11 protein-coding genes are annotated in these 13,382 nt (G+C 40.4%); 4 read left to right on the top strand and 7 right to left on the bottom strand.

Translation table 11 applies throughout. The features are described 5' to 3' along the window. The 6 genes from odhB to sdhC form a co-directional block, all read right to left on the bottom strand. Positions 1–1,188 carry a 2-oxoglutarate dehydrogenase complex dihydrolipoyllysine-residue succinyltransferase gene (gene odhB / locus DS737_RS03865; RefSeq protein WP_113996808.1) on the bottom strand — a complete coding sequence of 396 codons (1,188 nt, stop codon included), beginning with the start codon at positions 1,186–1,188 and terminating at the stop codon, positions 1–3. Further along, on the bottom strand, positions 1,188–4,028 hold the full coding sequence (locus tag DS737_RS03860; RefSeq protein ID WP_005082998.1) for a 2-oxoglutarate dehydrogenase E1 component: 2,841 nt from the start codon (positions 4,026–4,028) through the stop codon (positions 1,188–1,190). Before DS737_RS03860 ends, odhB begins: the two co-directional genes overlap by 1 nt. 708 nt (positions 4,029–4,736) lie before the next feature. Next, positions 4,737–5,447, bottom strand: a complete 711-nt coding sequence (locus DS737_RS03850) for a succinate dehydrogenase iron-sulfur subunit (RefSeq protein ID WP_005083000.1) — start codon at positions 5,445–5,447, stop codon at positions 4,737–4,739. Positions 5,448–5,461: 14 nt separating this feature from the next. Continuing rightward, positions 5,462–7,357: a succinate dehydrogenase flavoprotein subunit gene (gene sdhA, locus DS737_RS03845; protein ID WP_026056325.1), complete on the bottom strand. Its 1,896-nt coding sequence runs from the start codon at positions 7,355–7,357 to the stop codon at positions 5,462–5,464. Positions 7,358–7,366: 9 nt separating this feature from the next. Further along, positions 7,367–7,732: a succinate dehydrogenase, hydrophobic membrane anchor protein gene (gene sdhD / locus DS737_RS03840; RefSeq protein ID WP_005083003.1), complete on the bottom strand. Its 366-nt coding sequence runs from the start codon at positions 7,730–7,732 to the stop codon at positions 7,367–7,369. Continuing rightward, a complete protein-coding gene (gene sdhC / locus DS737_RS03835) occupies positions 7,732–8,133 on the bottom strand; it encodes a succinate dehydrogenase, cytochrome b556 subunit (RefSeq protein WP_004640364.1) in 402 nt (133 codons plus the stop codon). Before sdhC ends, sdhD begins: the two co-directional genes overlap by 1 nt. Positions 8,134–9,034: 901 nt before the next feature. Between sdhC and gltA the strand changes: the two genes are divergently transcribed. Continuing rightward, on the top strand, positions 9,035–10,309 hold the full coding sequence (gene gltA, locus DS737_RS03830) for a citrate synthase (RefSeq protein ID WP_004640370.1): 1,275 nt from the start codon (positions 9,035–9,037) through the stop codon (positions 10,307–10,309). A 65-nt stretch (positions 10,310–10,374) separates the two neighbouring features. Here gltA and DS737_RS03825 read toward each other — a convergent pair whose 3' ends face one another. After that, positions 10,375–10,863, bottom strand: a complete 489-nt coding sequence (locus DS737_RS03825) for a DUF1289 domain-containing protein (RefSeq protein WP_113996807.1) — start codon at positions 10,861–10,863, stop codon at positions 10,375–10,377. A 110-nt stretch (positions 10,864–10,973) separates the two neighbouring features. Here DS737_RS03825 and trhO point away from each other — a divergent pair, with 110 nt between their 5' ends. The 3 genes from trhO (at position 10,974) to tmpT (ending at position 13,330) form a co-directional block, all read left to right on the top strand. Continuing rightward, positions 10,974–11,906, top strand: coding sequence for an oxygen-dependent tRNA uridine(34) hydroxylase TrhO (gene trhO, locus DS737_RS03820; protein WP_075315025.1), 933 nt, complete (start codon positions 10,974–10,976; stop codon positions 11,904–11,906). Between the two features lie 137 nt (positions 11,907–12,043). Then, positions 12,044–12,664 (top strand): DedA family protein, encoded by a 621-nt coding sequence (locus tag DS737_RS03815; RefSeq protein WP_075315023.1) that lies wholly within the window; start codon positions 12,044–12,046, stop codon positions 12,662–12,664. Positions 12,665–12,679: 15 nt separating this feature from the next. Beyond that, a complete protein-coding gene (gene tmpT / locus DS737_RS03810) occupies positions 12,680–13,330 on the top strand; it encodes a thiopurine S-methyltransferase (protein ID WP_113996806.1) in 651 nt (216 codons plus the stop codon). Positions 13,331–13,382 lie beyond the last annotated feature (52 nt).

Below are 13,382 nucleotides of genomic sequence, written 5' to 3'. Positions count from 1 at the left end.
TTAAAGATCAAGAATGAGTTTAGCTGGCTCTTCTAACAATTCTTTGATTGTTACCAAGAAACCAACAGCTTCTTTACCATCGATTAAACGGTGGTCATAAGAAAGCGCTAAGTACATCATTGGCAAGATTTCAACTTGACCATTCACTGCCATTGGACGTTCTTGGATTTTATGCATACCCAAAATCGCAGTTTGTGGCTGGTTTAAAATCGGTGTTGAAAGCAATGAACCGAACGTACCACCATTAGTAATTGTGAACGTACCACCCGTCATTTCTTCAATCGATAATTTACCTTCACGTGCTTTGCCAGCATAAGCAGCGATACCGCTTTCAACTTCAGCATAGTTCATGCGATCAGTATCACGAAGGATAGGTACAACTAGACCACGGTCACTTGATACTGCAACACCGATGTCATAGAAACCGTGATAAACGATATCATCACCATCAATAGATGCATTTACAGCTGGGTAACGCTTTAACGCTTCAGTTGCTGCTTTAACAAAGAAAGACATAAAGCCTAAACGAGCACCATGACGTTTTTCGAAAGCATCTTTGTATTGCTTACGCATTTCCATGATTGGCTTCATGTTAACTTCGTTGAACGTGGTTAACATTGCAGTTTGTTGTGTAGCAGCCAATAAACGTTCAGCAACACGCTTACGTAAACGAGTCATTGGAACACGTTTCTCGATGCGCTCGCCTACAGCAACGCTTAATGGTTGAACTGATGCAGCTGGTTTGTGGTTTGCAACATCTTCTTTAGTGATGCGACCACCACGGCCAGTACCTTGTACATCAGCAGCATTGATACCTGTTTCAGATAACGCTTTACGAACTGCAGGCGCTTGGTTTTGATCAACTGCTTGAGTTGACGCAGCAGCAGGTGCAGATGCAGCAGGTGCCGCTTCTGCTGGTGCAGCAGCTTCAGGAGCAGCTGCAGAAACAGCACCAGCTTCGAATTGAGCGATAACTTCGTCAGAAAGAACGGTATCACCTTCATCTTTAACGATTGCAACTAAGCTACCATCAGCTGGAGCAACCACTTCTAAAACAACTTTATCGGTTTCAATGTCACAGATCACTTCATCACGTGATACAGGTTCACCTACTTTCTTGTGCCAAGTTGCGATCGTACCGTCAGCAACTGACTCTGGAAATACCGGTGCTTTAATTTCGGTTGCCATTATTTAGAATCTCCTGATTGTTCAACTTCAATCGCAAGTGCGTCGTTGATAAGCTGAGCTTGTTGTTTTGCATGCAGGTAAGGCGAGCCACAAGCAGGTGCGGCAGATGCTTCACGACCAGCATAGCTAATACGAATTTGTTTACCAGATTTAAGAACGTCTTCATACAAACGAGGAACGATGAATAACCAAGCGCCTTGGTTCTTCGGTTCTTCTTGTGCCCAAACAAGTTCTTCGATGTTTGGATACTGAGCCATCACTTCAGCTAAGCGCTGTTCTGGATAAGGATACAATTGCTCGATACGAACAAGCGCAATATGGTTTAAACCAAGCTCACGACGCTTTTCGAGTAAATCGTAATAAACCTTACCGCCACAAAGCACTAAACGAGTGACATCAGCTTTGTTGATTTGATCCACTTCATCGATCACAGTTTGGAATGAACCATTTGCTAATTCATCTAAAGATGAAACAGCAAGTTTGTGACGTAATAAAGATTTCGGTGACATCACGATCATCGGCTTACGGATTGGACGAACAGCCTGACGACGTAACGCATGGAAAATTTGTGCTGGCGTTGTTGGTGTAATCACTTGCATATTGTCTTCTGCACAAAGCTGCAAGAAACGCTCTAAACGTGCAGATGAATGCTCTGGACCTTGACCTTCATAACCATGTGGTAACAACATCGTTAAACCACATACACGCTCCCACTTGGTTTCACCAGAAGCGATGAATTGGTCAATTACAACTTGTGCACAGTTTGCGAAGTCACCAAATTGCGCTTCCCAAACAATTAAACTTTTTGGCAAAGTTGTGGCATAGCCATATTCAAAAGCAAGTACAGCTTCTTCTGACAATAAAGAGTCATAAACCGCAACACGTGGTTGATTTTCTTTAATGTGACACAGTGGAATATAAACAGATCCATCCACTTGGTTATGTAACTTAGCGTGACGGTGAGAGAATGTACCACGACCAACGTCTTCACCTGTAATACGAACCAAGAAACCATCATCAAGTAAAGTTGCATAAGCTAAAGTTTCAGCCGCACCCCAGTTGAGTGGCATTTCACCAGTTTGCATTTTAACGCGATCATCAATCACTTTCTGAACTTGACGCTGTAACACAAAGCCTTCAGGCAATGTATTCATCGTTTTACCAAGCTCTTTCAAACGATCAATGTTGAATGTTGTATCCCAAACATCGGTATATTCGTGACCCAAATAAGGTGTCCAATCAACAAACATATGTTTGTTTGGTTGGCGAACCAATGCATTTGCAACATGATTACCTGCTTCTAGATCAGAGCGATAATCTTCAATCATTTGATCCGCACTTGCGCGATCAAGAATTTTTTCTTGTACCAATTGGTCTGCGTATAAAGTACGTGTAGTCGCTTTTTTATTGATGACTTGATACATCAATGGCTGAGTCGCAGATGGCTCATCGGCTTCATTATGACCACGACGACGATAACAGAACAAATCTAAAATCACATCTTTGCGGAACTCATGACGGAAATCATGTGCAAGTTGAGTCGCGAAAATGACGGCTTCAGGATCATCACCATTCACGTGGAAAATCGGAGCCTGAATCATTTTAGCAACGTCAGTACAATACTCCGTCGAACGTGTATCACGTGGATCAGATGTCGTAAAACCAACTTGGTTGTTGATCACGATATGAACCGTACCACCGACTGTATAGCCACGTGTCTGTGACATTTGGAAGGTTTCTTGGTTAACACCTTGACCTGCGAATGCCGCATCACCGTGAACAATCACAGGAAGTACATCATCACCACCAATGTCTTTACGACGTACTTGACGCGCACGTACAGAACCTTCAACCACTGGACCAACGATTTCCAAGTGTGATGGGTTAAATGCAAGTGCTAAGTGAACTTCACCACCCGGTGTCATAACATTCGAAGAGAAACCTTGGTGATACTTCACATCACCAGAACCTTTTTTATGCAGGCTCTTCCCTTCAAACTCACCAAATAAGTCAGCCGGGTTTTTACCCATGATGTTAACAAGAAGGTTGAGACGACCACGGTGTGGCATACCAATCACAACTTCTTTACAACCAACACTACCCGCGCGTTGAATGATTTCGTTCATCATTGGAATAAAAGACTCACCGCCCTCTACGCCAAAACGCTTCGCACCAACGAATTTGTTACCAAGATACTTTTCTAGACCTTCCGCAGCAGTTAAACGCTCTAAGAAGCCTTTTTTCTGATCATTGGTAAAATTAAATTTACCGCGCACGCTTTCTAAACGTTGTTGAATCCAACGCTTTTCTTTCGTGTCAACGATATGCATATATTCTGCACCAATTGAACTGCAGTAAATCGCTTCCATTGCCTCAATCATTTCAGACAATGTTGCTTCTGCTTTGCCAATTGCGAGATTACCAGTATTGAATACTGTATCTAGGTCTGATTTGGTTAAACCGTGAGCTGATAAATCGAGGTCAGGAACATTTTCACGTTTCGCAAGACCTAATGGATCGAGTTTAGCTTTTTGATGACCACGGTTACGATACGCAGCGATGAGTTGTAAAACACCAATTTGACGACGCTCATGCTCAGTACTCACGGTACTTTGTACCATTGGTTGTACCCGATTCGCATTGCGTCCTAACAAAAGGAACTGTTCGCGTACATTACCGTGTGGTTGATCACCTTTAGGGTATTTGTCGAAGTATTCACGCCAGTCCTCAGAAACTAAGGTTGGCGATGATAGGTACAGCTCGTAAAGATCTTCAATATAAGCTGCACTATCAGCAGAAAGTTCAGTGTCAAGACGCAGCGCGTCAGCAACTTCTTGCATTTTTGGACCCATTTCCTATTGCAAAAAATAATTCGGGCTGCCTTTTAAGCATACCCATGATTCATAATGTCAAATTGGTAACAAGACACTACCGCCCAAGGTCTTTCGACCTCAGGTCATCATTACTACACATCAGGAGTAATCCTTTGATGTAATAAATGAGCTATGCACCTCTGAACGCAAGGCACATAACTCATTCTTATACTCGATAGAATCGAGCAATTTTTTGCAAATCATTTTAGAAAAATTAAATAATTTTTTAACTTTTCTAAAATAACTTTTCAGCTGCAAAATTTTAATATTTAAATGATGCAATTTCTCCTATAACAAGGATACGCTCATTTTGGGTTTTTAGCTGTGGCAGAAATGCTAACATGTTATCAAGCTCGGATTGATTTTTTTGACACATACCATCTATAAAGCAGCGAAATACATACAACAAATTATGCTCTAATATACCGCCCTTTTTATGAAAGTTGCGCTTTTATCGACCAAAGTTTAACAATCGCTACAATTCTTGCACAAACTTCACGCACAGCGATCAAAAATACAGCAACAACAAACTTATTCATTTAATCAATTTGATTTAACAGCAAAACCAATAATTGATATTTTCACTCTCAAACAACAATAGCTCTTACCAAAAGTGTCTTTAAATAGAAAAAGGAGGCCAATACAAAGCCTCCTTTTTTTTGTTGGAAAAACGAATTATCCCGCTTGATCCAACAACATATTACGAATGTGACCAATTGCCTTTGTCGGGTTCAGACCTTTAGGACATACAGATACACAGTTCATGATTCCCTTACAACGGAACAAAGAGAATGGATCATCTAAACGAGCCAAACGTTCTTGCGTTGCTGTATCACGAGAATCAATAATAAAGCGATATGCATTTAACAACGCTGATGGTCCAAGGAACTTATCAGGGTTCCACCAGAATGATGGACAAGACGTTGAACAACATGCACAAAGAATACATTCATACAAACCATCTAAGTGCTCACGCTCTTCTTGAGACTGTAGACGCTCTTTTGGCGGAGCTGGCTGGTTGTTAATCAAGAATGGCTGAATTTTGTTATATTGATCGTAGAACTGGTTCATATCTACAACCAAGTCTTTTACCACTGGTAAACCAGGCAAAGGACGAATCACAATTTTCTCAGGTAGGTCGTTTAAATTCCATAAACAAGCCAAACCATTTTTACCATTGATGTTTACACCATCCGAACCACAAATACCTTCACGGCATGAACGACGGAACGTTAATGTTTCATCTTGAACTTTCAACGCAAGTAACGCATCAAGCAACATACGATGCTTATCCGTTAACTCAAGTTTAAAAGTTTGCATGTACGGCGCTTTGTCCTTATCAGGATCATAGCGGTAGATTTCGAATGTACGAGTGCCTCTACTCATCTTTGTTCTCCCGATTAGAATGTACGTGGTTTTGGTTCAATTGCTTCAACCGTTAATGGGCTGAAACGTACTGGCTTATATTCAAGACGGTTGTCTGATGAGTACCATAATGTATGCTTCATCCACTCATCATCACGACGACCGTAAGAATAAGTTGGGTGATCAGGTGCTAACTCATAGTCAACAACCGTATGCGCACCACGACACTCTTTACGAGCAGCAGCAGAAATCAAGGTTGCTTTAGCAACTTCATACAAGTTTTCAACTTCTAATGCTTCTACACGCGCAGTGTTAAATACCTTAGATTTGTCTTTCAAGTGAATATTGCGAACACGTGGCTCAATCGCAAGGATCTCTTTCACACCCTTGTCAAGTAATGCCTGTGTACGGAATACACCAGCATGATCTTGTACGATATCACGAATCGCATCAGCAACTTCTTGTGCATTTTCACCAGATGTAGATTCATCTAATTTACGCACACGCGCCAATGTATTTTCTAGTACATCATTTGGTAATGGTGCATAGTCATCACCGTGATGCTTAGTTACATAATCAATGATATGTTCACCAGCAGCTTTACCAAATACCACAAGGTCAAGCAACGAGTTCGTACCTAAACGGTTTGCACCATGTACAGATACACAAGAACACTCACCAATTGCATAGAAACCTTTTACAGGCTTCACATAATCACGTGTACCTTTATAGGTATATTCTTTCGTGTCTTTATCATAATGCGCAGAGAATTCACCCTCTTCAACACCATGTGGCACAACCACTTGACCATGAATATTGGTTGGAATACCACCCATTTGATAATGGATTGTTGGTACAACTGGGATTGGTTCTTTAGTACAGTCAACGTTTGCGAATTTTTTACCAATCTCAAATACAGATGGAAGACGCTTCATAATCGTTTCAGCACCCAAATGCGTCATATCTAATAAGATATAATCTGCTTTTGGACCACAACCACGACCTTCTTTAATCTCTTGGTCCATTGAACGTGATACGAAATCACGAGGAGCCAAGTCTTTTAAAGTTGGTGCATAACGCTCCATGAATGGTTCGCCGTCTTTGTTACGAAGGATACCACCTTCACCACGACAACCTTCTGTCAACAATACACCTGCGCCCGCAACACCTGTTGGGTGGAACTGCCAGAATTCCATATCTTGCAATGGAATACCTGCACGCGCAGCCATACCAAGACCGTCACCAGTATTGATATAAGCATTGGTTGATGCACGATACACACGACCCGCACCACCTGTAGCAAATAATGTAGCTTTCGCTTGGAATACTGCAATATTACCTGTTTCTTGATCGTATGCAGTTACACCAAGTACATCACCTTCTTCATTACGGATTAAATCTAATGCAATCCATTCAACGAAGAACTGAGTACCCATTTTCACGTTGCTTTGATAAAGCGTATGAAGCAATGCATGCCCAGTACGGTCAGCAGCAGCACAAGCACGTGGAACCGCTTTTTCACCATAGTTTGCAGAGTGACCGCCAAATGGACGTTGATAAATCGTACCATCTTCGTTACGGTCAAACGGCATACCCAAGTGTTCAAGCTCATATACAACTTTTGGCGCTTCACGCGTCATGAACTCGATAGCGTCCTGATCACCTAACCAGTCAGAACCTTTTACCGTGTCATAGAAGTGATAGTGCCAGTTATCTTCTTGCATGTTACCTAACGACGCACCGATACCACCTTGAGCAGCAACTGTATGCGAACGTGTTGGGAATACTTTGGTTAATACTGCAACCTTCAAACCCGCTTGAGCAAGTTGGTAAGCTGCACGCATACCAGAACCACCACCACCAACGATAACTGCATCGAATGATAAGGTCTGGATGTTTGAATAATTTTCATTAGGGGTAGTTGCCATGATCTCTTCCTATCAATTTGCCCAGAAAATCTGGATACCCCAGATTGCGTACACGAACACTGAAATAATGACAGCAGAAGTCAACACAAGGCGTAAGCCTGAAGCCGAAGGCCCCATTTGACGAGTCGTTACATAGTCAGTAAAGACTTGCCACATTCCAATCCATGCGTGAGCAACAAGTGATAGAACAGCTAATAAAGAAAAAATCTTCATTGGCAAAGTCAGCATAAAGCCAGCCCATTGTTCATAACCGAAGCCACTGTTACAAAGGATCCAACCCAAAATAACAACGGTATATGCTGCTAAAACCACAGCACTGACACGTTGGATATACCAATCGCGAGAACCCGAACCTGTTAAACCTGTAGCACTTTTCATTAGAACATAATCCATACAAAAGCTGCGACAATACTGATCACAGATAAGATCAACGAAACTGTAGCCGCAATACGACCACTTTGTAGCTCCTCGGCAAAACCTAGGTCTGCAAGAAGATGTTTAATCCCTGCAATAAAGTGGAAAAGTAAACCTGCTACAAATACCCATACGATGAAACGTACAAAGATATTTCCGAATACGACATTTTTAACGTAGTCAAATCCTTCTGGTGAAGATAAAGATTTATCCAAAATCCATAAAAGAACAGCGACTAATAAGAAAACGATTACACCTGATAGACGGTGTAGAATTGATGCAATAGCCACGGGTGAGCGTAAATTTACCGCTAACACCTGACCCATGGACAAATTGACAGGTCTGTTGCTTTTCACAGCGGGCATCCTGTAGGTAGAAACTCCAACTGGAGTTTGTTTGAATTAATTCAAAGGAAAGCTGGCATTGTCAGGCAAGCACAGCACATGCCTAACCTATATAACGACACCGAATTATAAGACGTGAAATATCAAAATACAAACAATCAACTTTCGCTTTAGTCTAAAAAAGCTATAAATAAGAATCATTCACGCAAATAATTATATCACCAACATACAAATACCAGCAAAAAACAAACCATCCAATTGTTTTATAAATAATTTTTAAAAAACGTGTAATTTTATCATTTACCACCTATTTGCTAGCGTTTTTCTATTTTATTTCATCAAATATTCATAGTTTTCAGCTTAAGATTGAACTGAATCTATCAATTTCAAATATTGTTAAAAATAATACCCCTCATTTTGATATTAAATATAAATAAGCAATAATCTATTTTTTCAAATTGATTAAAAAAAAGAATAAGTCATTTTTTATACAAACAAATGCACCATAATGAATCGATTATGCAATCCAAAATATGTTTTAAAGATAATTTTTGAACCATTATTTAATGCTAATGCTTGAGTTATATAAGCATTATGATTCACATAAGTATTTATTTTATAAGCACCAAAACATTGCCTCAATAAAAATTTACTTACAATTGTACTGATGCTTCATTTTTTTTATGCACCTAAAACTTGATTTGACATATTATACTCGACCGGTGCTGTGATTTTACTCAGTTTTTTCTTCGATAAAGAATGACTCATTGGCTGTAGCAACGTCATTTTTATCCCTAAGTATAATTGACAAAATTTTAGTAGCCACTACTCTTATAGCAAATTTTGACACCGTCTGATTCGCACATGACAAGATTAGGATTTCGAGTCAGATAATCATTCACCAGGACAGGAGATCTATTGAATGTCTGCAGCAACTGGCAAAAAAGCCGTATTAAAGCTTGATGGCAAAGAAATTGAATTACCAATTTACAGCGGCACATTGGGCCCAGATGTAATTGACGTTAAAGATGTATTAGCATCAGGTCACTTTACTTTCGATCCTGGTTTTATGGCGACAGCTGCTTGCGAATCTAAGATCACATTCATTGATGGTGACAAAGGTGTTTTATTACACCGTGGCTATCCAATTGATCAATTAGCAACTCAAGCGGACTACTTAGAAACTTGTTATTTACTTTTAAATGGCGAGCTTCCGACTGCTGAACAAAAAGCAGAATTTGACGCAAAAGTACGTAACCACACCATGGTTCACGATCAAGTCAGCCGTTTCTTCAATGGTTTCCGTCGTGATGCTCATCCTATGGCGATCATGGTTGGTGTTGTTGGTGCTTTATCTGCGTTCTATCACAATGCACTTGACATTGAAGATGTTAACCATCGTGAAATTACTGCGATTCGTTTAATCGCTAAAATCCCAACACTTGCTGCGTGGAGCTACAAATATACTGTAGGTCAACCATTCATTTACCCACGTAATGATTTAGGTTATGCAGAAAACTTCTTACACATGATGTTTGCAACACCTGCTGACCGTGATTACAAAGTAAATCCTGTTCTTGCTAAAGCAATGGATCGCATCTTCACGCTTCATGCAGACCATGAGCAAAATGCATCTACATCGACAGTACGTCTAGCTGGCTCTACCGGTGCTAACCCTTACGCATGTATCTCTTCAGGGATTTCTGCACTTTGGGGACCTGCTCACGGCGGCGCAAACGAAGCTGTACTTCGTATGTTAGATGAAATCGGTAGCGTAGAAAATGTTGCTGAATTCATGGAAAAAGTAAAACGCAAAGAAGTTAAACTCATGGGCTTCGGTCACCGTGTGTATAAAAACTTCGACCCACGTGCGAAAGTTATGAAACAAACATGTGACGAAGTACTTGAAGCGTTAGGTATCAACGATCCACAACTTGCACTTGCAATGGAACTTGAGCGTATTGCACTTAGCGACCCATACTTCGTTGAACGTAAGCTTTATCCAAACGTAGACTTCTACTCAGGTATCATCTTAAAAGCGATCGGTATCCCAACAGAAATGTTTACAGTAATCTTTGCACTTGCACGTACTGTTGGTTGGATCAGCCACTGGTTAGAAATGCACAGCGCACCTTACAAAATCGGTCGCCCTCGTCAGCTTTATACTGGCGAAACTCAACGCGATATCAAACGTTAATTTTCCAAAATTAATGTTAGAAAAGCTGCCTACTGGCAGCTTTTCTGTTTTGGTTTCATTTTAAATCATTCATCATCTTCGAGCATACGCATTAAATTGTGACTAATGCCATCAGCACGCAACCACGCCAACTCATAACTAGCCTTTGCCAATGCCAATACACGACGCTCAAATTCATCCCAAATCGGTTTGACTTGTGTATCTACAATACCCAACCCACTTTCTTGAGCCAAATGCTTATTCTTCTCACAAATTTTCAAAGCGTGATAAAGCTTTCGCCCTCGACTCGCCGATTCTAAAACTCGAACTCTTTTATGCTGAATAAACCCTTCAACATGTTGAAGATTAGCGCTTGGCAATAACGGAACTAAAATCTGATCCAGCTGCGTATCCAAACGACTCCATACCGCTAAACGCTGCTCTGGTGTATATGTATTCCACTGAATGACCTCGTGGTTAAAACGTCGACATCCTCGACAGACCAGATCACCAAATACCGTTGAGCAACGCCCTGCACATGGCGTCAATGATGGAATTCGACGATCATTACTCAAAATCAACTCCTATAAAACCATATTTATTTTATGGTTTTCTCGCTTATTTTAAAATTTCGCGCTAAAATATGCGCCTTTATTTTCCTATCTTAATACATTTGGAGTTATCCATGAACGCTACTGTAGAACAGCTTGCACCTGTAGAACAGCAAGCGACCAATAATTGGGTTGTTGCGGCACTATATCAATTTAAAGAAGTTTCGGATGCAGCCGATCTGCAAAAACGTCTTTTAGACTTAGTGAATAGCATCAATTTATGTGGAACTCTGATTGTTGCCCCTGAAGGAATTAACGGTACGGTTGCAGGAGATCGCGCCGCGATCGATGCAGTCCACCAATTTTTACTCAACGAAGGTTTTACCGAAATGGAATATAAGGAGTCATTCAGCTCTGATAAACCATTCCGTAAAATGAAGATTAAACTAAAAAAAGAGATCGTAACCTTAGGCGTTGAAGTAAAGCCACGCGATCTGGTTGGACATTATCTTGATCCCAAAGAATGGAATGAGCTGATCAGCCGTGATGATGTCATCCTGATTGATACACGTAATGATTATGAATATAAAGCAGGCACATTTAAGGGCGCAATTGATCCTAAAACTGAGTCTTTCCGAGAGTTTCCTGAATACGTAAAACAAAACCTTGAACAACATAAAGATAAAAAAATTGCGATGTTCTGTACAGGTGGTATTCGTTGTGAGAAATCAACCTCCCTCCTCTTACAAGAAGGGTTCAATGAGGTTTATCACCTTAAAGGTGGTATTCTTAAATATCTCGAAGAAACGCCTGCTGAAGAAAGCATGTGGGAAGGCGAATGTTTCGTCTTTGATGGTCGAACAGCAGTGACTCACGGTGTTGAAGAAGGCGAGAATATCAAATGTCACGCGTGCGGTTGGCCTTTAACCCAAGAAGAGGCAGCATTACCAAGTTATGAACATGGTGTCTCTTGTGTTTTCTGTATTGATAAAACAACAGAGAAGCAAAAAGAAGGATTCCGTATGCGCCAGTCGCAAATTGCTGCGGCAAAACGTAAACGTTTATAATTTCTGACATTTCAAAAGCCTTAGTTGATACTAAGGCTTTTTTTTATTTGGTTAAAATTATTAACTAATCATTTATTGAGCACTCATTAAATAGCAACTATTCTTGATTACCACGCAATAGATAGATTTAAAGAGCTATGGGATTAGAAGATTGGGTCTTATCCATCATGGAGAAACTTGGTTATCTTGGCATCGCATTTTTAATGTTTCTCGACAATATTTTCCCACCTATTCCATCAGAAGTAATTATGCCCTCAGCAGGTTACACTGCTTCCAAGGGAGATTTAACTTTAATCGGTGTGATCATTGCAGGGAGTGCAGGCTCTCTATTCGCAGCCATGCTGCTATATTGGATTGGTCGAAAAATTCCACAACATTATTTATTTCGCTTTGTAGAGCGCTATGGAAAATATTTAAGAATAAGTACAACTGACCTAGAAAAGTCTTTAAGTTGGTTTGAAAAGCACGGACATCGTGTGGTTTTTTTTGGTCGAATGATTCCAGCTGTACGTTCACTGATTAGCATTCCAGCAGGAATGAGCAGGATGCCCTTTCACAAATTCATGAGTTATAGTGCTGCAGGAACAGTAATCTGGACCAGTTTTCTTGCCTATACGGGTTATTACTTTAGTGAAAATCAGGCTTTGATGACTGCTGTTACACAACGCATCGGTTATATTGTTTTAAGTGCAGCTATCCTCTATCTCTTGTGGCGAGGTGTGAAGAAGTTTAATGCATCAAAAGATAAATTTAATTAAAAGAGAGGTCTAAGAATGCAACACGATTTTTGGCATAACAAGTGGCAAACCAACAATATCGGTTTTCATCTCGATCAGCCTCACAGCTTATTGACACAATATCTAAGCTCACTCAATCTGGCTAAAAATGCTCGAATCTTTGTTCCACTTTGTGGTAAAAGCTTGGATTTAGCTTGGTTGCTTGATCAAGGTTATCATGTGATTGGTATTGATTTGAGCCCTGTTGCAATACAAGATTTAATGAGCAACTTAGGACTCAATTTTAAAGAAACTCAAATAGGTGGATTGACTTACTATCAGCATGCGCAGATCGAACTATTTACGGGTAACTTTTTTGAGTTAACAGCCGACCATCTTGGCAAAATAGATGCAATCTATGATCGAGCAGCACTCATCGCACTACCAGAGCAAATGCGATCAGCATATGCACAGCATTTACTTCAAATTAGCAACCAAGCACCTCAACTTCTGATTAGCTTAGAATACGATCAATCCCTATTAGCAGGACCACCCTTTTCAGTTCCCGAATATGAATTAACAGCCCATTATGCAAATCATTACGAGATTAAATTACTGGCTTCCAATACAGAAAATTTGAAAGGTAAACTGATTGCCTATGAACATGCTTGGCATTTAAGCAAACTTTCAATTGGCGACAACGCTTAATTTAAAAATAAGACATATGCCTGTTGCGGAATGGATCAATATATTTGGTTGA

The sequence above is a fragment of the Acinetobacter haemolyticus genome, assembly GCF_003323815.1.
GTDB classification, from domain to species: domain Bacteria; phylum Pseudomonadota; class Gammaproteobacteria; order Pseudomonadales; family Moraxellaceae; genus Acinetobacter; species Acinetobacter haemolyticus.
This window is presented reverse-complemented; position numbering and strand designations above follow the sequence as displayed.